The organism is Bacillus sp. AFS059628, assembly GCF_002571225.1.
Classification (GTDB): Bacteria; Bacillota; Bacilli; order Bacillales; family Bacillaceae_G; genus Bacillus_A.
On sequence record NZ_NVEC01000004.1, the window covers coordinates 1 to 24948 of the forward strand.

The following is a 24948-nucleotide window of genomic DNA, read 5'->3' on the forward strand; positions in this document are numbered from 1 at the left end:
ATTTTGAGGTGGGGGTCTTACTGCCCATTAAAGTGGGATAAAAAATCGTTACAGAAAAGTTACAAATCCATCTCGATAAAAAAAGATTGGCAAAGGCCAATCTTTTTTTATTATTCATTTCGAACTGGCTTTGGCGTTACACCTAAATGCTCATTTAATTTTTTTGAAATATCTTTTACATTTTTTTCGTTTGGAATGTAATAATAAATACCTCCGATACGTTTATCCGTACCTTCTATTTGCATTTTTTCCATTTCCAAATTAGATCCTGCCATATTTTTTGTAATAGCAAGCATATCATCAAAAGTTAAGTTCGTTTTCATATTTTTATCAACCGCATCAAGTAAAGAGCCCATTTTGCTAATAGATTGAACAGACATCGCTTTTTTAGCAATTGCTTCTATTACAAGTTGCTGTCTTTGACCACGCATTGCATCACTGTCAATTTTACGAGTTCTTGCAAGCGCAAGTGCTTGTTCTCCATTTAAATGTTGGTAGCCTTTCTCTAAATGAATCATACCCGCTTGGTCTTTACTATCTTGTTCAGTGAAAGTAACTGGTACATCAATATCAATACCACCAAGTGAATCGACGATTTGTACGAATGATTCAAAGTTAAACTTCACATAATAATCCACAGGAACATTTAAAAATCTTTCCACCGTATCTCGTGTACTTTCAACACCACCAAATACGTGTGCATGTGTAATTTTATCTAATTTCTTTCTAGATGGAATGTATACACGTGAATCACGTGGAATACTTACTAATTTAACTGATTTATCATCTTTATTAATTGTTGCTAATAAGAGTGCATCTGTGCGAACAGCTTCACCATATTGGCTTTTACGCATTTCGCTGCCGTCTACACCCATAATTAAAATAGAAATGTTATCCTTTAAAGGCTCAACTTCTTTATCTCGTTTTGATGATTTATCAATTTGTGCATACGCATCACTTACAACAGCTTTTGCTTTATTATATATTAATGATCCATATCCTACTCCTCCAAAAATAAGTAGGAAAAATGGAATTAAAATGAACCATTTTATTGACTTTCTTTTAGAACGTTTTTTACTGCTTCTCGTATTTTGTTCTAATTCAGAGCTCATTTTCATTCGCCTCTCTTTCTCTTTCCCTAGTATAATGTATGTCTAGCAATCTTCATATTGAATTTCCTTTCAATCACCTTACATTTTTGTAAGGTTACATGATAAATCCAATATGTATTCCATTTCACATTATACTCTCGTGCTTATTTTTGGCAAGTCACTATTTTTCAACTTCAAATATTTAGCATTTCGCATTTCCCAAAATTACCGATTTATAAATTCATTCATTTCAAATCGTTCAATTTCTCCATAAAGCGGAATAAAAAGGCAGCAAGAATAAAGAACAAAATTAGCAATACAATCCGTATGAGTATAGTAATGTACATTTCATATTATTTTTTCTCAAACGGTGTATACATTGTTTTCTTCCCATGATTATTAATGAAAGCGGATTTTGCTTTTAGTTTCGTCTTTTCTATTTCTATCTCTTCATTTGAGAAATTCACAATAATTTTAATATCTTTTCCATAAGAAGCAGATTGAACTAATTTATCTTCTGACAAATACGCAAAGTTCGTCATTTCTTCTTTTACTGCCTTTTCATGAACATCATTCCAAACTTTCAGGTGCTGCGTAATTTCTTGTTTATGCTTATTCCACTCTACTTCATCTAAGTGGTACAACGGAGGAACATTATACAATAATTCGTATAGCATACGGTTCCCGACCTCATCTTTTACTTTCAAACTTCCCCACTCCCAGTGGTGCGTTGTAATCACAGAATCATTGTATACTAATTTATATAATGGTACTGAATATACAGGATTTAAATACACTTGTTTATATTCTTCTTTTAACGGTACTTGTTTTGCATATTTTTCTGGAACATTTTGATTCGGTGACCAGTATCCCCCCACATAATACGGACTTGTTTTGTTTTTCCTCATATCTTCATCGTCCCATTTAATAACAGGTGTTTCAATGCCGTGCGCAAATGCAATCGTGCTACTTGCAAAGTCATTTCCACCTTCTGAGCCCACTACCATACCTTTTTCTTGCGCAATATAATCCATTCGTTGCAGTCTTGCTTTTAAATCTTGTTCTTGTGTTGTTATATGTTTTACCGAATAGTCATCATAAATTTCACCTGTCGCATCACAATCAATAAACCATGAATTATATTTAGGTCCATTTTGTAATATATCATTCATACGTTCCTTTACACTAGGCAGCGATAAAGTCGGGTTTAACTTGCGACCTCTTCCTAAAAATCCTTGCACCTTTTCTCCGTTTTTCTTCGTTACAGTAGCCTCTTCGTATAATGATGGGTCATTAAAGGATGCTGTGTTCCAATTTTTATCACTTTTTTCGTGAATGGAATGATATGAATCATACGGACCAACTAAATACCCCGTTTCCTTAGCTTTTGTCACGAAATTAGGTTGCATAAATCCTTGTTCCCAGTTCGGCAGACCAATCCACGCTTTTTCTATTCCTGCCTCTTTCATTTCCTTTAATATGTCCGTTCCATCTGCATTATCCCATTTACTTATCTCTTCAACCGCATCACCCAGTAGCGACTTTAATAAATGCTTATTTAAGCTATACAATTCTGTCTTCGTTAAGTGACCTACACCTTTTTTTATTAGCGCACTAGCTTCCTGATCAACGTTTTGGAAAATATCCTCTTTATAAAATCCCTTCATTGATAATACTTCATTTACATAACGCAAAATAACATTTTTTTGGTACTTATCAATGAAATCTTGTTTACCTACTTGATCAAATACATTCAATTCCCCAGGCTCCGAACTATTCTTTTGAATAAGTTCTTTTATATGGCTAAATACAGGACTATTTATTTGCTCTCTTATCTTTGGCCAATTTACATTACTGTCAGACAAACCATTTTGGTTCCAAAAATAAAAATAAGCCGCACCATAAAGTTTTTCAATCTCTTTATTTTTTCTAGCCTTTTCTTGTAATGTTTTAAATTCACCTTTTCCAGCAATATTATCCTTATACAGTTTAGCAATACTGACTGCATCATTATTTGTCACATATAATTGAAATCCATATGTTTTACTTTTATTTATACTCGGGAATTCATGTATAAAATCAAATCCTATTTTCGGATCCGAATGAAATTTTAATTCATTATTAAACATATTGTTTGCGATATATACAATGGAATATTTCGAACCATTTAACGCAAAAAACTTCATAGAAAATGATTCAGCAAATGAATATGCATCATCCTTTAAAAACTTCTTCCAATTTTCATCATTACTCGGAATTCTCTTCCCTTCCCATAACGGAAGTGTATAATTTTCAGCTTGTACTTTCGGCCATGTGAAGCTTTCTGCACCAATTGATTCCACTTCAATATTTAAGTGATCTTTTTTCTTTTCTACATTCACTTTTACTTTTTGATCTGGATATTCCCAAGATGTACGACCCTTGTCTTTTTTTACATTCGACACCTTCATTTTCGGTAACGGCTGTGACGCCTGTTCCTTTACACCATCATGTTCTACAGTTAACGTGAAAGTCTCTGGATTGACATCATAAGTAAACTCTTTATACGTCGCTTTCTTTATTTTAGACTCTTGAACAGTACTACTACCTTTTACATCACACCCGACTAAAGTCGAAAATGACATCGTTGTAAGAAGACATATTACTATCATTTTTTTCATCTTCTGCACCTCCACCACTGAATATACAGGGGCTTTGTTACAGGAATGTGGCAAAAAAATAGAACTAGCATAAACTAGCTCTATTTTACATATGGACAACTATAATTTGCATAAAGTATATGTAGTACAATAACCGTGTTTTTTTATACTCACTACTTATAAAAGCAAATCATTCTATATTATATACACCTATTNNAATAGGTGTATATAATATAGCCTAAAGCTAGCACTAAAATTACTAGCGCTGTGCCTTTCCAATTCATACCACCTGCCATATCAACTGGGCTACCTGTTTCAGCTCTGTTAAGTCCATCATGTAAAGAACCAGTAGGATTATTTTTCAATTCACTTTGCCTTATACGTTCTCTTTTTTCTTCCGGTGACTCTTGCTTCATAGGATCACCTCCAAATGAATACACACTTTACTAAATTATACATTATTACTTTTCTTTTATATGCCAACTAAAAAACTATTTACAACAAAAAAAGCTAGCAATGCTAGCTTTTTTATAGTTCTATATGTTCTTCTTTATTTACAGTAATTCCTTTATGATCGATTTCTAGCTCACACACTTTCATAGACGTAAATACTCTCGCTAATTGCTCAGCAATTTCTCGGCGCTTTTCATATGGTGTTAATATAAAAATGGATGGTCCTGCACCGCTAAGCGCTGTGCCGTATGCGCCAAACTCTTTTGCACATTTACGAATAGATGGTAATAACGGTACAAGCTCTAAACGATAGGGCTCGTGAAAATGATCTCTTTCCATCATTTCACCTACAACTTCCCATTTCTTTTGACAAAATGCCGCTACTAATACGTTACTAATCGCACTAGCCTTAACAGCTTCATGAAACGGAAACATATCTGGTAATACAGACCGGCTTTCATCTGTATTTAACTCTTCATTCGGAATAAGAGAAATTACGCCTAATTCCTTACTTTCAATTCTTACAACCGAAACATTCTTTCCATCAAGTGCTCCAATTACAGTCCCTCCTAATATAGAAGCAGCAACATTATCAGGATGTCCTTCAAAATTTGTAGCAATCTGTACTTTTTGATTCGTAGTTAAATTCAAATTGCCTAGTTGATTCGCAAGCTCTATCCCAGCTACAATTGCTGATGCACTACTTCCTAGACCTCTTGTTAGCGGAATGTTACTAGTAACTTCTATTATATGGGGTGATAAAGAAGGACATACTTTACATGCCGTACTAACAATTAAATTTTTATCATCTATCGGAATTGAATCATCAAAGGAATGGATTACTTGCCATTTATCAGCTTTCTCCTTTACTACTACATGTAAATATAATGACAACGCTATTCCTACTGAATCAAATCCAGGTCCAACATTCGCTGTACTAGCAGGAACACGAATACTGAATGGTATCACGACATAATCACCCCTTTAATATGCTCTTTAATTTGTTCTATATCATTTGAAACACTTGCAATATCCAATGTATTAGAAGAAATTGCGATATCAGGATCTTTTAAGCCATTTCCAGTTAAAACCGCCACAACTGTTTCTCCTTTTTTGATTTTTCCGGATTGAACATGTTTCATTACGCCAGCTAATGAAGCATTTGATCCCGGCTCAGCGAAAACTCCTTCCGATTTTGCTAATAATCTATACGCATGTAAAATTTCTTCATCTGATACCATATCTATTTCACCGTGAGACTGCTCAGCAGCCTCTACTGCATATGACCAACTTGCTGGGTTACCGATGCGAATCGCTGTTGCAATTGTTTCAGGTTCTTCAATGACATGTCCTTTTACAATAGCAGCTGCTCCTTCCGCTTCAAACCCGTGAATTCTTGGCTTCTTATAGCCTTTTTCTTTCTCATATTCACAGAATCCTTTCCAGTACGCTGTAATATTTCCAGCGTTCCCAACAGGAATCGCTAACACATCTGGTGCACTTTGTAACTGATCACAAATTTCAAACGCTGCTGTTTTTTGCCCTTCAATTCGATAAGGATTCACTGAGTTTACTAATGTAATCGGCTCTTCTGCAGCAATATTTCTTACAGCCTTAAGTGCATCATCAAAATTTCCTTCTATTGAAATGATTTCAGCTCCGTAAGCAACTGCTTGCGCTAATTTTCCATGTGCAATTTTCCCTTCTGGGATTACGATAATACATTTCATTCCAAGACGTGCCGCGTATGCTGCGGCCGATGCTGACGTATTACCTGTTGACGCACAAATGATTGCCTCTGAACCTTCTTCTTTCGCCTTTGCGACTGCCATTACCATACCACGATCTTTAAAAGAACCTGTCGGATTCGCTCCTTCATACTTACCGTATAACTGAATTCCTAATTGTTTTGATATATTTAATAACGGGATAAGCGGTGTATTCCCTTCCATTAAGCTCACATCAGGTGTATTTTCATTCACCGGTAAATAAGAAGCATACTGTTTTAATAATCCTTTATACATATTGTTTTTCCTCCTCAATAATGTAATAACTGTTTATTTCACTTGCGACATCTTCTATCGCTCCTAAAACTCGTTCAAATTGATACTTTGAAGTTTGATGTGTCACAACAACGACTTCTGCAAGTTCACGATTTAAAGGTAACTGAATCACTTCTTTTAAACTTACAGAATAATTAACGAAACATTCTGTTATTTTTTGCAACATCCCAGGTTCGTCTCGTAATGAAATACGTAAGAAATATTTCGAAACAACTTCTTCATCTCCCTGTAATTCATACGGTTCTGGCTCTTTTAACGCACTTTTATTTTTCGGAACTTGATTCATATTTTTAACGATTGAAATAATATCACTTACTACAGCAGAGCCAGTCGGTAACTTCCCAGCTCCAGGTCCGTAAAACATTACTTCCCCTACTGCTTGCCCGTGAACATATACTGCATTAAATTCATTATTTACATTTGATAATGGATGATGACTAGGTAAAAGAGTCGGTTCTACACTTAAATGGATAGCTGATCCTTGTTTCTCCGCTTTACCAATTAATTTCATAGTAAATCCTAACTTTTCAGCCATTTGTAAATCTTCTTTTTCGACCTTTCGAATCCCTCTTACTTGCACATCATCTAAAGAAACATTCATCGAAAAACCTAAGTTTGCAAGAATCGCTACCTTTCTCGCTGCATCTAGCCCATCTACATCCGCTGTTGGATCCGATTCTGCGAAACCTAATTTTTGCGCTTCCTGTAAAGCCTCTTCATACGACCATCCATTTTGACTCATCTTTGTTAACATGTAATTTGTTGTACCATTTACAATTCCCATTATTTTTTCAATTTGATCTGATGCTAATCCGTCTGTTAACCCTCTTAACACCGGAATACCGCCCGCTACACTTGCCTCATAACATAAATCACAATCATTATCGTTCGCCAGCTGGAGAAGCTCTGCACCGTATACAGCCATTAAATCTTTATTTGCTGTCACGACATGTTTCTTATTTCGTAAAGCCTTAACAATATGCTGCTTCGCTTCTTCAATTCCGCCCATTACCTCTACTACAATATCAATATTTGAATCATTTAGAACTTCATCGACATGACTTGTTACTACGATTCCATCAATGCAAACATCACGTTCTTTTTCTAAATCACGTACAACGACTGTCTTCACTTTCACTTCATACCCTGTATCAAGTGCAATTTTTTTATAATGTTCTTTCAAAATATGGACAACACCACTTCCGACCGTACCTAATCCTAACACCCCAACATTAATAACGTTATTCATCTTCTAATCTCCTCCTACAATTTTATTATTTATCTCTATCAATCACCTTGTTCTGCTTTTCAATCATGCAGGTGGTGGTTATTTCCGTACGTACAAATCGTTTCATGTTACTGCACCTCCCTTCAAAATAATAAAAAAACACACTCATCCCTAGGAAAGGGACGAATGTGTTTTCGTGGTTCCACCCTTGTTCCAACCTAGACGTATTTCTCCCTAGATTGCTCAAGTTCAGATAACGGCTGATTCCGTCAATAATTACTAGATTACTCGTTCACTATTGAAGTTCAAAGGTGGTAAAATCATTTCTCGTGTTAGGAAGCTCACACCCTTGGCTTCCCTCTCTGTAAACCGTAAAAATGATTCCGTGTCCTTATCGTTACTTTTTCGTTCATGTCTATTTGTTAACTTATTATAGTTATCAATTTTTTAAAAAGCAAGCCTATTTTTACTATCTATTTTCAAAATCATTTTTTATTATATTTTACAATAACATTATACCACTACCAATCAATTTACCTACTTTTTTGCTTTTACTCCTTATAAATCAATAGTTCATATAGAAATGTCCCATTCTAAAATGTTTACATATTCACCTTACAAAACTATATAAATAAAACTTTTTTAATACAATCTTTTCGTATAACTTTCTTCTAAAGAACGTGCAACATCCTCTTCTGAAGTATTTACTTTCGCATGCTCCAGCAACATTTTTGCTGCTGAAGGTAATTCTTTTTTATTCAACCAAGATTCTGGATCCCACATTTTCGAACGAATAAAAGCTTTTGCACAATGAATGTAACATTCCTCTATTTCAACAACAATTCCAAGTAGCGGATTGCGTCCATTTGCCTGCATTTCTTGCAAAATTTCTTCGTCGTTTGTTATATACGCTCGGCCATTTATTCGGAGTGTCTCCCCAAGACCTGGAATAAAAAAGAGTAACCCTACACATGGATTTGAAATAATATTCAAAATGGAGTCTATACGGCGGTTGCCTGGTCTTTCTGGAATAATAATTTTATTATTATTTAATACGTAAACAAATCCAGGTGCATCTCCTCTCGGCGAAGCATCGCACTCTCCTAATTTATTTGCAGTAGATAATACTAGAAAAGGAGATTTAGACAGAAAATCTACGCAATGATAGTCTAATGATGAAATAACCTTTTTCAAAGCTCTCTCACTTGGTTGCCCTAATATTTTCCGTAATTCTTCCTCTGTTGAAATAATTGATTTTATTTCCGCGCTCTCTATCCCCACTTATACCCTCTCCTTTTTCTTTATTTTTCCAAAATTCAATACAAATATTGTATAATAAAATTTGCAGAAAGGGGAATTTAAATGACAGAGTGGTTAACAATATTTGATACTGAAAAAAATATACTTGGGAAGAAATTACGTGATGAAGTGCATCGTGACGGTGATTGGCACGAAACATTTCATTGTTGGTTTGTAGAAAAAGATGATGAAGATATGTTTTTATATTTCCAATTACGCTCTAAAAATAAAAAAGAAGCTCCGAACATTTGGGATATTACTTCAGCCGGACATATTATGCATGATGAAGATGTACAAAGTGGTGGTCTTCGTGAAATTGAAGAGGAATTAGGCCTTTCTTTCCAAACGACTGATTTAGCATACAAGGGCATCTTTAAAATAGATTATGAAATTTCAAATCTTACGGATCGCGAGTTTTGTCATATGTATTTCCACAATGTCATCAATCCACTTCCATTCGCACCAGGTGAAGAAGTAGACGATGTGATGAAAGTACATGCCGCTTCATTTCTACAACTACTAAAAAGAGAGATTTCATCTTTTACAGCTACTTCTGTTTTGAACAATAAACCGATAACGATAACTTTTGATGATATTTATCCATATGATCTTGCATACTATGAATTTGTTGTTGAACAAGGAAAAGACTTACTAGAAAATAATAGTTTATAAATAAAATAGGACTCCTAGTATTATATTGCATGAAGTCCTATTTTTTCATTATTGTTCAAGTATTTTTAATCTACTCTCTACTCGTATAAATAAACGAATGATTAATAACAGCATAATCACCATAATCGCTATCATTGTATGTGGATATCTAAACAGTATACTAACAACACTTCCAATTAACATCATGATGAACCCGTTTTGCTTCATCACTTCTGCACTATACCTATTACCTGCATCCCATAATTCTTTATTTTTCATAGATCGTTTCGTACGATAACCATATGCCGCATTAATATCGATCGGTGGATTTTTTTGAAGGACAATCGCCGCAAGTATAAATATAATACCTATTAAAATACTCATCCCTATGTTTATTAGTGCATACATCAATTATATCCCCTCCTAACAACCTACAGCTTCATTATACGACATAATCCTGTTTTCTCCAATTTAACAACACATTCACTTCCGCTCTTTCGATGTTTGGAACATACTTGGCAGCGTTACAAAGCGCGCCCCTTTCGTTTTTAACTGCGGAATGATTTTGTCTAATGCATCTACAGATCCTTGTAAATGCCCACCTGGTGTTGAATGCTGAAGGATAACACTTCCAGGAAATGAATTCCCTAACACATTATTTGTAATTGTATCAGCGCTTACGCCTTTCCAATCAACTGTATCAACACTCCACTGTACAATCATAAAATTTTGCTCTGTTGCCCACTTCAATTGATCTTCAAGTATTTCACCATACGGAGGACGAATAAACTTCGGTGCATAACCAGCTAAACGATTTAATATTTCTTCTGTTTTTATAATTTGATTACGGTACTCAGCATCATTTACTCTCGCTAAATTCGGATGGCTATACGTATGATTGCCAATTACATGCCCTTCATTCGCAATACGCTTTACTACATTCGGAAACTTTTCTGCATTTTCACCAAGCAGGAAAAAAGTAGCTTTTACATTATGTTGTTTTAACTTATCTAATATTTTGGGCGTAAATTCTAAATCCGGCCCATCATCAAATGTAAGAGCAACTTCCGCTTTATTATACGGTCCTGAAAATGCGTACGCATATTTTTCGACCCAAGAAAATGGTGTCCACGATCCACGCTCATCTACTTTCATTTGTACTTCATAATTTTGAGGGATATATGCGTATGGTAATGAGCTTATATAGTCTCCATAATAAAATGAGTGATATGGCATATAAGCGTACAAAACATCTCGTTCTAGTCCCCATTGATATGGAGCAAACATTTTTGGTGAATAAAAATAAGACATAATAAAAACCTCCCTAAAGTTTCATATGTGATTCCTCTGCACTTTGTTAGAGAAATTCCTATTCATGAACAAAAATAAGACTGTCCGTCATTTGGACAGTCTTACTACTGACTATTATTAATAAATCGATGTACTATCTTTCGGTAAAGCTTTTACATGTTTTAAATAACTTGTCACTCTGTCATCATCACCTTGCGGGTACGAATATCCATAAGCGTTAGCAATTTTGTTCGCCACTTTCCTAAATAAATCACCCATGACAAAGAATGATTCCCATATGTTTTCATAATCTGCATTAGAAAATGTCTTTTTAAATTGCTCCCACATATCTTCTTCAAAATATTGCTCAAAATGCTTTCCAAATTTACCTGCATTAACTGTAAAGTCTGTTTTCATACCAATATGCCATTCTAGCATTACGATGAACATATCTCGCACTGGTCCTTCAAGCATTCCTTTTGCATAAGAAAGTTCCTCTCGCCATAACCCTTTTGCGATATTCGTACTACACCACCAAAATTCATTACAACAATCTAAAAACTCTTTTTCTGTAGGCTTTTTTACTAAGTAATCTTTATCACTTGCTGGTGGGAATGCTTCCAGAGAATTATCTTTATCTAGAAGCAGTTTACTTAAACTATCTTGTCCAACGAACTTTTTTATTAACTCAACTGGAACTAGCGTTAAATCAATCCGATTGCCATCCATGAACTGCATTAAATATGGAAACTTTCCGTCTTCATCTGGTGGAACTAACGACATTTCTTCTGGCATTTGTACAATCATTATTTCTCCAAATCTATGAATCCAATTATGATTAGACGTAAAAGAGCGTATACCTTTTACAACATAAATAATATCATAGTCTTGAAAACAATCTTTTTTTACATTTGGATTTACACGCGATCCATTCATGATGACAGCTCGAATTCTTTCATCCTCTATTGCTGTATTTATAATTAAATCTAACATTTCTTTTTCAGTTCTCATCTACTTATAGCCTCCAATTTTTTAATAGACAATATGGTGTTATGTATACTGGAGGTCCACGAGCTAATCTCGTTATACACGATACACGTTATAATTTTTGAAACTTCTTTTTCATCCCTTTTTCCTCCTTACATCACTCTTTTACAACTGCCATCCCTTTCAATTTCCCAATGCTTTCTACCATTCACTTTTAATTATACCGAAAATTCTGTCTCGAATACAAAAAATAAAGAAGGGACATCTACCCCTTACAGAATAGATATCCCTTCTTTTAAAGTTAAATTTAATTCCTATGGATTAGTAGACCAAAGCCCAGCAGATTTAATAAATGTACGTTTATTTAATTTCAGCTGCGCTACGATAAATTCTGCAATATCTTCTGCTTGCATTACTTTATCAGGGTTTCCATCAGTTAATCCTAAATCTACAGCCATATCAGTTGCTACTGTACTTGGAGTTAAAGCTGTTACACGAATGTTATGTTTGCGAACTTCCATCGCTAACGATTCTGTTAAGCCAAGGACACCAAATTTAGAAGCACTATATGCACTTGTTACAGGTGCACCTTTTTGTCCTGCTGTAGATGAAATGTTAATGATATCACCAGATTGTTGTTCAATCATGCTTGGTAAAGCTGCGCGAGTTGCATAGTATACACCCATTAAGTTTACTTGAATGATTTTTTCCCAATCAGCAACGTCTAGTTCTAAAAACTTACCGAATTTAGAAATACCAGCGTTATTAATTAAAATATCGATAGATCCTAAACCATTTTTTAACGTTTCAATCGCAGTCGTTACTTCTTCGTATGAAGAAACATCAGCAGTTGCAATAACAGCTTTTACACCTTCTGCTTCTACTTCTTTCGCTACAGCTTTTAAGTTTTCTTCTGAACGAGCTAATAAGCCTACATTTACGCCTTCTTTCGCTAATGCGATTGCTACAGCGCGACCAATCCCTCTACCTGCTCCTGTAATTAAAGCATTTTTACCTTGTAATAATTCTGCCAAGTATAACACTCCTTAATCATCTCAGTTATGTATTATATTAAAATTGTATCTATGTTTATGTAAAAAGGCAATGATGCACTTTCATGTGCGTAGGTTACTTGTAGGTAACTATAGAAATTTTTTATTTATAATTCTCATGTTTTTCCATAATTAATATAAAACAGAAATAAATCTCACGTAGGAGGGTGTATGTGTATGAAAAGAAAAAAGTGGTTCTTGTCACTAACTGCAGTCGGACTATGCATCATATTTTTGGCTATGTACTTTATATTTGGTAATCCACTACATTATAAAGTAATAGAAAAAGATACTAACGAATATCTCCATACTATAAAAGGATATAAGCAACAAGAAATACAAAGCATAACCGGAAAATATACTCCTCTTTATAATATCGGCTATTATGCAAAAGTCGTATTTAAAGACGAACCTTATTTTACATACTCTTATACATCCGATAATAATAAAAAAATAATACAAGACAACGGCATTTTAGGAAGACATACTGAGTCATTTGAACATCTTAATTTAAACTGGTCGTTGTTTGACCAGTTAGTAGATGGTATTCATACAAACTTGCAAGGAAGAGGTTTAAGAGAAAAGAAAGATTATTCTATACGACACGTTCAATTCATTGATATAGATGACGATAAAAACGGTGCGGAAGCATACGTTGACTTTAAGAAAGATAAAGAATCCGATTACTCATATCGTATGAATAGCGAAGGAAAAGCTTATCAATATAATTGCAGTAACGGTAAATGCATTTTTAAAGAGAAATAGTGTTAGAAGNNCTTCTAACACTATTTCTCTTCATGATTTGGCATACGCACAATGAATTCAGTACCTTTTCCTTCCTCACTCTCAACTTTTATTTCCCCATGATGAAGGTCGAGTACTTTCTTTACAATAGCTAAACCTAAACCACTTCCTCCATAGGCTCGATTTCGCGAAGAATCCGCTTTATAAAAACGCTCAAAAATATGTTGTTTCTGTTCTTCTGATATACCAATTCCTGAATCACGGATACGCACTTCCACTACTGTCTCATGTTCCTTTAACTGAATAGTAATCGTACCACCGCTTGGAGTAAATTTAATACTATTATGAATTAAATTAATCCAAACTTGACTCATACTTTCTTGGTCAGCAGTTATATGCACTTTTTCTAAATCAAGGTCTAATTCAATTTCTTTCTCAGCCCAAAGCGGTTCACTATTTAATACAACTTGTTTTAGCTGTTGATCTAATCGATAAGTTACTCTTTCTGGTATGTACTCTTCCGACTCTAAAAGAGTTAGTTTCAGTAAATTTTGACTTAGTTTAGATAATCTCGTCGTTTCTGTTTCAATAATGGTAAGATAATGATTTCTTTTTTCTTCGGAAAGATTATCGTCTTGTAGTGCTCTAGCAAATCCTTTTATAGACGTTAATGGTGACTGTATTTCATGAGAAACATTCGACACAAATTCCTGACGCATTTTCTCCATTGCGTTTAGTTCATCTGTCATATCATTTATACTTTTTACGAGTACACCAATTTCCCCATCATACTTTTCTTCATTTCGTATTTTTACGGAGAAGTCCCCTTTTGCAATTTTTTGTATCGGTTCAATAATTGTCCAAATCATTGCCTGTCGCTTCGGTCTCATTAATACTGCAATTAATATCCAAAGAAGAATCATAAATACAAAACTGAGTATGTCACTAATGAGATACGTAACAAAAGGAGATAGATTTATTTCAAGGGCTTCCAATATACTAGATGATACGTAAAAAGCTGTAGACCAAATGATAGTAAGAAAAGAAAAGAGTGCTACTATCGCTCCCGTTACTTTCAACACCTTCAACTTACTCATTTGTTTTCTTTTCCTCATTTACTTACCTCTAAGCGATATCCTAAACCCCTTATTGTTTTAATACTAAAATTCGACTTCTCTTCTTGAAACTTCTCACGTAACCGATTTATATGAACATCTAGTGTACGTTCATTTCCTTCAAAATCATATCCCCATACATCTTCAATTAATTGCTCTCTCGAACAAGTTCTTCCTACTTTAGAACTTAAAGTAAAGAGCAATTCGAATTCTTTTAGCGGCAACGTAACAGTTTGTTCTCCAATTGTAACTTCAAATGTTTTACGATTTAACAGTACATTTCCAACTTGAATTGATTGCGACACTGTAATTTGGTAACGTTTCAATAAAGCCTTAACTCTCACTACTAATTCCATCGGATCAAACGGTTTTACAAGATAATCATCCGTGCCCAGGTGGAATCCTTTTACTTTTTGAGACGTTTCCCCTTTAGCAGTTAACATCAAAATCGGAATATCATAGTACTTTCTTAATTCAAAACATAAATCAAATCCATCCATATTCGGCATCATGATATCAAGAATAACCATATCGACTTTCACTTCATCTATTTTCCGAAGTGCATCTAGTCCATCAATTGCTTCATATGTTTGAAATCCTTCCCGCTCTAAAAATACAGAAACGAGTTCTCTAATATGTGGATCGTCATCTACTATTAAAATTTTTGGTATCAAAGAAGCCATCTCCTTTCTACGTAGCATCTTTTATATAACTTTTAAAAATGAATCATCAGCGGAGTATAAGCTCCACTGATGATTCATTTTATAATGCACCCTCTTTAATTTTCAATTGTTGCGTTGCAAATTCACGATACATATCATGCGTTTGTAGTAATTCATCATGCGTACCACTTCCTGTAAGATTCCCTTTTTCAATAAAGATAATTTTATCTGCATCTACAACAGTAGAAAGTCTATGTGCAATAACTAACGTTGTTCTCCCTTTCATTAAGTTATTTAATGCTTTTTGAACGACGGACTCGGACTTACTATCTAAACTTGAAGTTGCCTCATCTAACATAAGAATTTGTGGGTTTCGAAGTAACGCTCGGGCTATCGCAATTCGCTGTCTTTGTCCTCCAGAAAGCTTCACACCACGTTCTCCGACTTCTGTTGCATATCCATTCGGTAAGTCATGAATAAACGCATCAACATATGCCATCGCTGCTACTTTTTCAATTTCTTCATCTGTCACCTCACCCTCAACACCGTAACAAATATTATCACGAATCGTTCCATCAATTAACGGACTATCTTGTGATACGTAACCGATTTGACGTCGCCATGATTGTAGTGAATAACTCTTAATTGAATCTTTTCCTAATTTAATGGCACCGCTAGTTGGTTCATAAAAACGTTCTAATAATGAGAATAACGTCGTTTTCCCGCTACCACTTGGTCCTACGATCGCTGTTACTTTTCCTGATTCAATTGTGAAATCAATATTCTTTAACACTTGCTCTTCTTCGTTATACTCGAAATGAACATTTTCAAGAACGATTGGCTGCTTAGCATTTGTGACTTTCACACCTGTTTCATGATCTTCTACTTCATATTCTAAAATTGTATTAATTCTTTCCGTTGCACCAATTGCCTTTTGGAATTGTGTAAAGAACATAGATAATTGACTCATCGGCATTATAATTTGAACTAAATATAAAATAAACGCTACAAGTTCACCTGTAGTTAATGCACCGCTAGAAACACGCATTCCACCATACCCTACGATAATAACAAGCAATGCCATTAAAACAAACGACATAACTGGTGAAATTAACGCTTGCACTTTTCCTTCTTTCAAACCAAATTGCAATAACTTTTCGATACCTTTATTTCCAGTTTCATATTCTCTTTTTTCTGTGTTCGAAGATTTCACTAAACGAATTTCTGATAACACTTGTGTTAATACACTAGTAAAAGAAGCCGTTTCATCTTGAAGTGCTTTTGAAATCTTATACATTTTTCGTCCAAGTGGAACTAAAATAAGTACTGATAATGGAATAACCGTTAAAAGTAAAAGTGTCATTTTCCAATCTAAAACAAATAGTACAATTAAAGATCCGACAATTGAAATACCACCTGTTAATAAGTTTGACAAATGCTCAGAAATTAACGTTTTCACAACGCCTGTATCATTTGTCATACGACTAATTGTATCGCCTGTTCTATTTTGATCATAATAAGTTACCGGTAAAATAAGCACCTTTTTCCACAAACGTTCTCTCAGTCCAGCTACAATCTTCTGCCCAATATAATTTAATAAATATATAGATAATCCTGCAGCTATAGTTTGCATGATAAAGAATGCAACTAGCCCAACAATTTGCCCTGTACTAATTGACGAAAGTGAAAAATTATCTACTAACCCTTTCGTTAACATCGGAATAAATAAACTTGCTCCTGTAGAAAGTAAACTCATGAATAACGCAAAAATTAATATCCCTTTCGGAGGATTTGTATCTTGAATAAGGCGTAAAAACTGCCTCCAGCTCCCTTTTTTCTTCATTTCATTTTTAACTTCCATTCCTGTTCATCTCCTCGTGTTAAACCAAACTGTTCTTTCTAAAAGTAGAATACAATACGAATGTAAACTGAATGTAAACACACTTTTTCTATTTTTACAAAATATACATACAAACGCATCTTTACAACAGATATAAATATCTGATATTATTACCTAGTGCTAAATGTTATTCTATGTGAATGATAAATAATCAATTTACAATACTATATAAATCTCCCGTTATTGAAAGGAGTATCCTTTTTGCAAACAAATATACATTCCGAAAAGGAAACAATTATTTTTATTCATGGATTAGTCGGCAATCGTCGTGCCTTCAAAAAAGAGCATAAACGATTTTCCGCCTCTTACAACGTTATTACTTATGACTTATTAGGTCACGGCGATGATAAAGGAGAAGCTATCGAATTTTCATTACAGCGTCTCGTAGATCAATTATTGAATTTATACGAAAAAGAAGGCATTCAAAAGGCTCATATTTGTGCTTTAAGCTACGGCTGTTATATTTCTACTATTTTTGCACAAATGCATCCAGAAAAAGTTTTGAGCATTTGTCATATTGGCGGACATTATAATAACCCTTCCATTTTATATAACGTATTTCAAAAATTTTGGGAGAAGCGAGGAGACGATTACTCTAAATGGCTCTCTCAATACGCAAATACCATTTTTCCAAGTGGCATACTAAAAGCAAATCCGTTCGCAGTCATTTCAAGAAATATTTATTACCGTTTCGGATTGCAATTACATTCATCAATTATTGCCCAATCATTACGACACCGATTAGAATTCGATTTGAAATCGAAATTAAAATCACTTCCCCATCCTATTCTATGGGTAATGGGTGAACATGATCATCTCTATAAATCTTGCCTTTTTGATTTAAAGTCTATTCTTCCAAACGTTTTATATAAAGAAATACCGCTTGCAGGACATGCAGCTAACTTGTTTCGTCCGAACTACTTTCATGACCTATACGCTCGATTTTTAAATGGGAAGTTACAGTAAAAACTACTACACTCCCAATTTATTCAACCATAAAAAGGCTTCCCAAGTTTCCCTGGAAAGCCTTTTCTCTATACGAAAAGTATATAAAACTACTTTTTCTTAGTATGCTTTTGTGTAACCTAATAGGTGCTTGCTCCAGTAAGAGTTGCTTACAGAACTAATACGTACACCAGTTGCATCAGTTTCTGCACTAATGAACTGACCGTTTCCTAAGTAAACGCCCATGTGAGAAGGACCTGATTTATAAGTATTTTGGAAGTATACTAAATCACCTGGTTGTGGATTGCTAGTTTTTGTTTTAGAGCTCCAGTATCCAGCAACTGTTTGACGAGCGCCTTTATGACCAGTTTGATTTAATACGTAGTGAATGAATCCACTGCAGTCAAAACCAGCAGGTGTTGTACCAGCAGTTCTGTATGGTGAACCATTTAAAGATCTAGCGAATCCAGCGATTGAAGATGTATCTCCACCTGTTGTTGGTTTTTGTACGTCTTTACCTGGTTGTTGAACGTTATTTGTAACGTTATTGTTATTTGTAACGTTGTTTACTCCGCCTTTTACAAACTTAACGAAGTCTGCACTTACGTAACCTGTACGGCCGTTATGGTTAATTTTGTACCAACCATTTTCAGCGCCAGTAACGTTTAATACTGTACCGTTTGTTACACCACCGATTACAGCGTTGTATGTAGCTGGGCCTGTACGTACTTTTAAAGCACCAGTGTTAACAACATAAGAACCACCAGTTTGAACTGTAGTAGTATTGTTGTTGTTTGTAGTTGGTTGTTGTGTTTGGTTAGATACAGCAGAACCACCTTTTGTTACGAAGTCTTTGCTTACGTATCCAGTTCCACCATTGAAGTTGATTTTAAACCAATCTTGTACTTCTCCAACAACTTGTACTGTTTTACCTTTATTTACAGAGCCTAATACTGTATGAGATGTACTTGGGCCTGTACGTACGTTTAGTGAAGAAACGTTTACTGTATAAGTACCAGTTCCTTGTTGAACAGTAGTTCCTGTTTTACCACCAGTCGTTACGAAGTCACCACTTACATAACCAGTTTGACCGTTTACAGTTACTTTGAACCAACCGTTTTCTTGTCCAATTACTTGTAGTACTTGACCTGATTTCACTTTAGAAATCACGCTATGTCCTGTACCAGCACCTGAACGAACATTTAATACATCAGCATTTACTGTGTATTTTAAATCAGATTTTGTTTCTACAGTTTTTGTTTCAGTTACAGTCGTTTGATTTTGAGTTTGATTTTGTCCATTAATTTCTTTTAGCGCCTCATTTGAAACTTGTGCCTGAGCAGAATCCATACCTGGAACTGCAACACCCACTACAGAAGCTGCTGCTAAACCTGCAATTACTTTTTTCATAAGTTGTCTTTACTTCCTTTCCCTACTATCCTCTTTAAAAAAATTATAAACTTAATACTTTACAATATTATTAAAGTAAAATATTCATTAAGTTCCATTTTTTAACAAGAGTTTTATTTTTCACACAGAGTTCATTTTAAATGAATGAAGTGAAATCCGTGTGAACTTCATGTGAACTTTACCATTAAACTTAATGTTTTTGCAATGTTTTTTTCAAATTTCTTATGTATTTCATTGAAAATTCGACATTCCATTTATTATCTTAATATGCATTCTCCTATCTCCCCGGAAAAACTCTATTAATCTAATACAATGCAAAGAGTCTATCTCCTAGTAAAGTCACCTCTATGAAGCATACTCTTATCATGACAAAAAATGCTTTTTTTATCAATAGCATAATATTTTTAGAAAACTATTTTCGATACTATCTATCGCTTTTAAAAGATTTGACGATTTGTAAGATTTATCTTCAAAAATTCTGTTCTAATTTGACGAAAGTACACATTCCGCTACCCATTTTTAACTGTCTATGGAATTTATAGGGTATTTATATTATCATATATATAGTAGCGTTTTAATCTATACACATTTTATTTACCCTACACGGAAAGCAATTGAATTTTAAGATGAGAGTTTTATTGCTTGCAAATAGTGGAATCAAAAGGGAGGTATATTTATGAAAAACATAATAGATGATCCTATAAATAAAAATATAGAACTGTACTATGCTTTTTTTCAATTCATTTCAATTATTACCTTACAAAAAATATCAACTATTGAAACACGTAAAAAAGAATTAAAAAATCAGATGAAAAATTCCTATCAAAAAAATCCTTACTACTTATAAAAAGGTGAACAGNNCTGTTCACCTTTTTATAAGTGGCAAAAACCCGATTGGTTCAACTAATAATTAGTGGAGGATAAACAATTCCCCCACTCGCTCCTACATTATTTATAAATTTTCACACGGTTTTCTAAAGGCTGGTATTCTTTTTCACCTGCAGGTACAACCGGTTTACCAAACGGCATTTGCGCAATAAGCTTCCAATTTTCTGGAACTCCCCATTCTTTTCTCACTTCTTCATCAATTAACGGATTGTAATGTTGCAATGTAGCACCAAATCCTTCAATTTCTAAAGCTGTCCAAATTGCAAATTGTAACATTCCAGAGGATTGCTGAGACCAAATTGGAAAGTTCTCTTTGTATAATGCAAATTTTTCTTGCAGTTCTTCCACCACTTCACTATCTTCGAAGTATAGAACTGTTCCATAACCACTTTTAAATGCATTCATTTTTTCTTCCGTAGAAGCGAAGTTATTTTCAGGTACAATTTTTCGTAACGTTTCTTTCGTAATATCCCATAACTTATCGTGTTGTTCTCCAAGCAAGACGACAACGCGAGCGCTCTGAGAGTTAAAAGCTGAAGGTGTATGTTTTACAGCATGATAAATCACTTCTTGAATTTTTTCATCAGAAACTACTTGTTCTTTACTAATTGCGTAAATAGATCTTCTGTCTTCAATTGCTGAGTAAAAATCTTTTGCCATCATAATTCCCTCCAATTTTCATTTGAGGCTTTTTCCTATGTACACATCATATGCCCCTCAAAACTTATCATTAATAAGTTTCTAACTTTATAATATAAACAAACAATAATAAACTCAAATAATAACACTCACATTTTTTACCTTTTTACTTTATTAGTGCTAAAAAATAAAAGGCAATTTGTTGTTACCGATAGTACGTAACAACAAATTGCCTTTCTTATATGATGATACAGCTCAATATTTTACTTAATTAACTAAGCCAAACGCATAAGACATTAGCTTATTCGTCTCTGTAAAACGCTTCGTTTTACCTTTTGTTCCCATAACAACTGTAATAATACGAGTATCACCTTGTTTTGCTGTACCCGTAAAACAATACCCTGCGCTATCTGTGAATCCTGTTTTTAATCCGTCTATTCCTTCTATATATAAAGCTTTATTATTTTTATTTAACATATCATTTGTACTTATAACATTAATATTATTAAATGCTAACTGACTTTGACGTAAGTGAGTCACTTCTAATATTTCCGGGTAATCTTTTATAAGATGATACGCCAAGTTTGCTACATCACCAGCCGTCATTTTTGTTTCACTTCCATCTGGCTCCTGTAATCCAGAAGCATTTGCAAATTTAGCATGTTCCGACATTTTTAACTGCTTTGCTTTTGCATCCATAAGCTGAACGAAATCTTTCTCCGATTTTGCCATATGTTCTGCTAAAGCCACAGCTGCATTATTAGCTGACTCAATCATTAATGCATGATATAAATCTTTAACAGTTAATGTGTCATTAACTTGTACTGGGATTCTCGCTCCCTCTGTTTGTGCCGCCTTCGCACTCATTTTCACTGGATCTTCCCAGCGAACTTTCCCGTTATGTATACTCTCTAGTAGGAGATACGCTGTCATCATCTTAGACATACTAGCCGGTGCAAAAGCTTCATTTTCATTATATTGATAAATAATATCTCCATCACTCGCATCGATAATCATAGCCGCTTTTGCGTCAATTTCTGGTGGGATGTACTTTGGCGGGACTACTTTTTCAGTAAATCCTGCTTTAGGTAGTTCTGCCACTTGCAAAGGTTTTCCCTCTACATTCGCTACGCTCTTTTGATTTCCTTGGAATAAGAACCAACATATCCCTAAAATAATGACTAATAGGACTGTAATCCTTCCCCATCTTAACCGATTCATTTCAAAACTCCTTTAGCAAACCTTTTATACACTCACATTTAACCTTAACAATAATTCCTTTATATAGTCAAGGTAAAAGGTATATTTATTCATATAAAGCAATGATTATTTTAATTTATTTATGTTAAACTTACAATATTGAAACGTAAGAATATTCAACAATAAAATCTCGTAAATAAAGCGAAACTTTAATCACCCTCACCAATCGGGATACCCGTCAAATAGCGAGATAAAGTGAAACTTTAATCAGTGGGGGTTTTCTTCATCCCNNCACCTAACTTCTTTGCTTTTGCTGAATTCTGAGGTGGGGGTCTTACTGCCCATTAAAGCGGGATAAATTATTTAATAGAAGGGATTCATACAAATGCTACTTCCAAAATCATTAAAATACGGAGACACAATTGGGATCTACTCCCCTTCTTCACCAGTAACCTACACTTCTCCAAAAAGATTTGAACGAGCAAAATCTTACTTACAACAGAAAGGGTTTCATATATTAGAAGGTTCATTAACAGGCCGATATGATTTCTATCGTTCGGGTAGTATACAAGAGCGTGCTGAGGAACTGAATGCTTTAATAAGAAATCCTAATGTTTCTTGTATCATGTCAACAATTGGTGGCATGAATTCAAATTCAATATTACCTTATATTGATTATGATGCTTATCTAAATAACCCTAAAATAATGATTGGGTATTCAGATGCAACTGCTTTATTACTAGGAATTCACGCCAAAACAGGCATCCCTACATTTTATGGACCAGCTCTCGTCCCTTCTTTTGGCGAATTTGAACCTTTTGTTGATTGCACATACAAATATTTTGCTGAAACTTTACTACATGATCATTCCCTTCCTTATCATATAAAACAACCATTATTTTGGTCAGATGAATTTATTAATTGGGAAGAAAAGACGAAGGAGAAAGAACTTCGACCAAACGATTGGATTTCAGTAATTGACGGAAAAGCTACTGGACGTATTATTGGTGGGAATTTAAACACGATACAAGGAATTTGGGGTAGCCCTTATATGCCACATATTCAAGAAGGTGACATTCTCTTTATTGAGGACAGTTCAAAAGATGCAGCTACTATTGAAAGAAGCTTTTCATTCCTTAAAATTAATGGTGTATTCGATAAAATTTCAGGGATCATTCTTGGAAAACATGAGCAATTTGATAATTGTGGTACAAATCGAAAACCTTTTGAAATACTATTAGAAGTACTTCAAAATCAAAGAATTCCTTTTCTAGCAGACTTCGATTGTTGCCATACACATCCAATGATCACCATGCCTATCGGTGTTCAAGTAGAGATGGATGCAACAAATAAAACGATACATATCGTAGAATCTTGGAAAAAATGAATACATGGCTTCTATTGTTTTACAATAAAAGCCATGATACTATATAATTCGGAATGTGAAAGATTAAACTAAATACGTTCCAATACCTATCATTAGAAAAATTAGGTATAAATATATATTTATATGTAAAAGAGAGTGAATAAATGAAACCAACTATTAAAAATTACTTATTTTTACATGTAGCTTTTTTGATATATTCTATCATTATGGTTTACATGAAATGGGCGGCTAAATTTCCCATTGCTTCAATCTCATTTTTTATTGCTTATTTCGGACTAGTTATACTTTTATTTGGTTATGCAATTTTATGGCAACAAGTAATTAAACATTTCGAAATATCAAAAGCATATTCACATCGCGGGATTATTATATTATGGTCAATGCTTTGGTCAGTATTTCTATTTGGAGATACGATTCAGTGGAATCATTTACTTGGTGCAGCTATTATTATCGTCGGAATTGTGGTGGTGACAAAAGATGAATAGTTATATATTATTATTTATTTTCGGGATAATTTTAGCTAATTATTCACAAATATTATTAAAAAAAGCTACTTTGCAACAATACGATTCTAGAATAAAAGAATATGTGAATCCTTATGTTATTATCGGCTACTCTTTATTTGTAATTAACGCTGGATTAAATGTTATTGCCATGAAGGGCATGGCATTAAAACAAGCATCAGCATTAGAATCCTTAAGTTATATCATCATATTAATTTTCGGTTGGTATTTCCTAGGAGAAAAAATAACAAAACGTAAACTCATCGGCAACATGATTATTATCGTTGGTGTAATCGTTTATTGTATCCAATAGTAAAAAGCTCCGTTNNAACGGAGCTTTTTACTATTGACCTAAATTTTGCACCTTATCTTTCAAATCTCGAACTTGATCTACCGTCTGCATAAGCTCAGAGTTTTTAAATTGCTCTACATCCACTTTTCCTTCTTCTATCTTTGTCATCGCCGTATCAATTAATGTATTTAACTTTTCGTTATATCCGACAATTTGCTGATGAAGATCCTTCGCTACATCAGGTGGCGTTAATTCATTGAATGCAGGTATGTCTTGTTTAATTTCACTAAGCTTCGTTTCTAATTCTTTTCGAGCCTCGCTATCATTAACAGCCTTTTCTGCTAATGCTGGTGCATCATTTGCAAATGCACTTATTTCATTTACATAGCCTGTCGCTTTTTGCGCATAATCTATGGAGTTCTTTCCTTGTTCTACTAGTGAACATCCCATTAATCCAATTGAGACTATACATGCTAATAAAATTGATTTTATTTTCATTGTAGGCTCCCT

25 protein-coding genes and 1 other annotated feature are annotated in these 24948 nt (G+C 34.2%); of the genes, 7 read left to right on the forward strand and 18 right to left on the reverse strand.

Features of this window, described 5'->3' with window-relative positions:
• Positions 1 to 110: 110 nt before the first annotated feature.
• From COL05_RS03165 to COL05_RS03195, 7 genes are all read right to left on the reverse strand, one after another.
• Positions 111 to 1112 (reverse strand): LCP family protein, encoded by a 1002-nt coding sequence (locus COL05_RS03165; RefSeq protein ID WP_098667538.1) that lies wholly within the window; start codon positions 1110 to 1112, stop codon positions 111 to 113.
• A gap of 332 nt (positions 1113 to 1444) precedes the next feature.
• Positions 1445 to 3751, reverse strand: coding sequence for a glycoside hydrolase (locus COL05_RS03170; RefSeq protein WP_098667539.1), 2307 nt, complete (start codon positions 3749 to 3751; stop codon positions 1445 to 1447).
• A gap of 179 nt (positions 3752 to 3930) precedes the next feature.
• Positions 3931 to 4146, reverse strand: coding sequence for a DUF6366 family protein (locus tag COL05_RS03175; protein ID WP_098667540.1), 216 nt, complete (start codon positions 4144 to 4146; stop codon positions 3931 to 3933).
• A 112-nt stretch (positions 4147 to 4258) separates the two neighbouring features.
• The gene (thrB, locus tag COL05_RS03180; protein WP_098667541.1) at positions 4259 to 5152 is read right to left on the reverse strand and encodes a homoserine kinase; all 894 of its coding nucleotides are present in this window, start codon (positions 5150 to 5152) and stop codon (positions 4259 to 4261) included.
• Entirely contained in the window at positions 5149 to 6207 is a 1059-nt protein-coding gene (thrC, locus tag COL05_RS03185; protein ID WP_098667542.1) for a threonine synthase, read from the reverse strand. The genes thrB and thrC overlap by 4 nt, the downstream gene beginning before the upstream one ends.
• Positions 6200 to 7495 carry a homoserine dehydrogenase gene (locus tag COL05_RS03190; protein ID WP_098667543.1) on the reverse strand — a complete coding sequence of 432 codons (1296 nt, stop codon included), beginning with the start codon at positions 7493 to 7495 and terminating at the stop codon, positions 6200 to 6202. Before COL05_RS03190 ends, thrC begins: the two co-directional genes overlap by 8 nt.
• Before the next feature lie 154 nt (positions 7496 to 7649).
• Positions 7650 to 7881, reverse strand: a binding site (T-box leader).
• Positions 7882 to 8116: 235 nt separating this feature from the next.
• Entirely contained in the window at positions 8117 to 8755 is a 639-nt protein-coding gene (locus tag COL05_RS03195; protein ID WP_098667544.1) for a pyridoxamine 5'-phosphate oxidase family protein, read from the reverse strand.
• Positions 8756 to 8836: 81 nt separating this feature from the next.
• On the opposite strand from COL05_RS03195, the gene COL05_RS03200 reads away from it, so the two are divergent.
• Positions 8837 to 9445 carry an NUDIX hydrolase gene (locus COL05_RS03200; protein WP_098667545.1) on the forward strand — a complete coding sequence of 203 codons (609 nt, stop codon included), beginning with the start codon at positions 8837 to 8839 and terminating at the stop codon, positions 9443 to 9445.
• A gap of 48 nt (positions 9446 to 9493) precedes the next feature.
• Here COL05_RS03200 and COL05_RS03205 read toward each other — a convergent pair whose 3' ends face one another.
• The 4 genes from COL05_RS03205 to COL05_RS03220 form a co-directional block, all read right to left on the reverse strand.
• The gene (locus tag COL05_RS03205) at positions 9494 to 9832 is read right to left on the reverse strand and encodes an SdpI family protein (RefSeq protein ID WP_142337342.1); all 339 of its coding nucleotides are present in this window, start codon (positions 9830 to 9832) and stop codon (positions 9494 to 9496) included.
• A 75-nt stretch (positions 9833 to 9907) separates the two neighbouring features.
• Positions 9908 to 10735, reverse strand: a complete 828-nt coding sequence (locus tag COL05_RS03210; protein ID WP_098667547.1) for a peptidoglycan-N-acetylglucosamine deacetylase — start codon at positions 10733 to 10735, stop codon at positions 9908 to 9910.
• Positions 10736 to 10852: 117 nt separating this feature from the next.
• On the reverse strand, positions 10853 to 11725 hold the full coding sequence (locus COL05_RS03215) for an aminoglycoside 6-adenylyltransferase (RefSeq protein WP_098667548.1): 873 nt from the start codon (positions 11723 to 11725) through the stop codon (positions 10853 to 10855).
• A 290-nt stretch (positions 11726 to 12015) separates the two neighbouring features.
• Positions 12016 to 12735 carry a 3-ketoacyl-ACP reductase gene (locus tag COL05_RS03220; protein ID WP_000818985.1) on the reverse strand — a complete coding sequence of 240 codons (720 nt, stop codon included), beginning with the start codon at positions 12733 to 12735 and terminating at the stop codon, positions 12016 to 12018.
• A 195-nt stretch (positions 12736 to 12930) separates the two neighbouring features.
• Here COL05_RS03220 and COL05_RS03225 point away from each other — a divergent pair, with 195 nt between their 5' ends.
• The gene (locus tag COL05_RS03225) at positions 12931 to 13518 is read left to right on the forward strand and encodes a DUF3139 domain-containing protein (RefSeq protein WP_142337330.1); all 588 of its coding nucleotides are present in this window, start codon (positions 12931 to 12933) and stop codon (positions 13516 to 13518) included.
• A 20-nt stretch (positions 13519 to 13538) separates the two neighbouring features.
• On the opposite strand, the gene hitS is transcribed toward COL05_RS03225, so the two are convergent.
• The 3 genes from hitS to COL05_RS03240 all read right to left on the reverse strand — a co-directional run bounded on the left by hitS (position 13539) and on the right by COL05_RS03240 (position 17135).
• Positions 13539 to 14612 (reverse strand): envelope stress sensor histidine kinase HitS, encoded by a 1074-nt coding sequence (gene hitS / locus COL05_RS03230; RefSeq protein ID WP_142337331.1) that lies wholly within the window; start codon positions 14610 to 14612, stop codon positions 13539 to 13541.
• Positions 14609 to 15286 carry an envelope stress response regulator transcription factor HitR gene (gene hitR / locus COL05_RS03235; protein WP_218937596.1) on the reverse strand — a complete coding sequence of 226 codons (678 nt, stop codon included), beginning with the start codon at positions 15284 to 15286 and terminating at the stop codon, positions 14609 to 14611. Before hitR ends, hitS begins: the two co-directional genes overlap by 4 nt.
• Positions 15287 to 15374: 88 nt before the next feature.
• Positions 15375 to 17135, reverse strand: a complete 1761-nt coding sequence (locus tag COL05_RS03240) for an ABC transporter ATP-binding protein (RefSeq protein ID WP_098667551.1) — start codon at positions 17133 to 17135, stop codon at positions 15375 to 15377.
• Positions 17136 to 17375: 240 nt separating this feature from the next.
• On the opposite strand from COL05_RS03240, the gene COL05_RS03245 reads away from it, so the two are divergent.
• Positions 17376 to 18140 (forward strand): alpha/beta fold hydrolase, encoded by a 765-nt coding sequence (locus tag COL05_RS03245; RefSeq protein WP_046197642.1) that lies wholly within the window; start codon positions 17376 to 17378, stop codon positions 18138 to 18140.
• A 99-nt stretch (positions 18141 to 18239) separates the two neighbouring features.
• Here the strand turns inward: COL05_RS03245 and entFM are convergent, their stop codons facing one another.
• Entirely contained in the window at positions 18240 to 19529 is a 1290-nt protein-coding gene (gene entFM, locus COL05_RS03250; RefSeq protein WP_098667552.1) for an enterotoxin EntFM, read from the reverse strand.
• A 676-nt stretch (positions 19530 to 20205) separates the two neighbouring features.
• Between entFM and COL05_RS03255 the strand changes: the two genes are divergently transcribed.
• Entirely contained in the window at positions 20206 to 20376 is a 171-nt protein-coding gene (locus tag COL05_RS03255) for a DNA mismatch repair protein MutT (protein ID WP_098667553.1), read from the forward strand.
• Between the two features lie 101 nt (positions 20377 to 20477).
• Here COL05_RS03255 and COL05_RS03260 read toward each other — a convergent pair whose 3' ends face one another.
• Both COL05_RS03260 and COL05_RS03265 read right to left on the reverse strand, forming a co-directional pair.
• Complete coding sequence (locus COL05_RS03260) at positions 20478 to 21080, reverse strand: nitroreductase family protein (RefSeq protein WP_001993708.1); 603 nt, start codon at positions 21078 to 21080, stop codon at positions 20478 to 20480.
• A gap of 243 nt (positions 21081 to 21323) precedes the next feature.
• Complete coding sequence (locus COL05_RS03265; RefSeq protein ID WP_098667554.1) at positions 21324 to 22277, reverse strand: D-alanyl-D-alanine carboxypeptidase family protein; 954 nt, start codon at positions 22275 to 22277, stop codon at positions 21324 to 21326.
• A 364-nt stretch (positions 22278 to 22641) separates the two neighbouring features.
• Here COL05_RS03265 and COL05_RS03270 point away from each other — a divergent pair, with 364 nt between their 5' ends.
• The 3 genes from COL05_RS03270 to COL05_RS03280 all read left to right on the forward strand — a co-directional run bounded on the left by COL05_RS03270 (position 22642) and on the right by COL05_RS03280 (position 24459).
• Complete coding sequence (locus COL05_RS03270; protein ID WP_098667555.1) at positions 22642 to 23643, forward strand: S66 family peptidase; 1002 nt, start codon at positions 22642 to 22644, stop codon at positions 23641 to 23643.
• A gap of 143 nt (positions 23644 to 23786) precedes the next feature.
• Complete coding sequence (locus COL05_RS03275; protein ID WP_000805122.1) at positions 23787 to 24128, forward strand: EamA family transporter; 342 nt, start codon at positions 23787 to 23789, stop codon at positions 24126 to 24128.
• On the forward strand, positions 24121 to 24459 hold the full coding sequence (locus COL05_RS03280; protein WP_076868155.1) for an EamA family transporter: 339 nt from the start codon (positions 24121 to 24123) through the stop codon (positions 24457 to 24459). Before COL05_RS03275 ends, COL05_RS03280 begins: the two co-directional genes overlap by 8 nt.
• Before the next feature lie 30 nt (positions 24460 to 24489).
• On the opposite strand, the gene COL05_RS03285 is transcribed toward COL05_RS03280, so the two are convergent.
• Positions 24490 to 24936, reverse strand: coding sequence for a DUF6376 family protein (locus tag COL05_RS03285; RefSeq protein WP_098667556.1), 447 nt, complete (start codon positions 24934 to 24936; stop codon positions 24490 to 24492).
• Between the last annotated feature and the right edge of the window lie 12 nt (positions 24937 to 24948).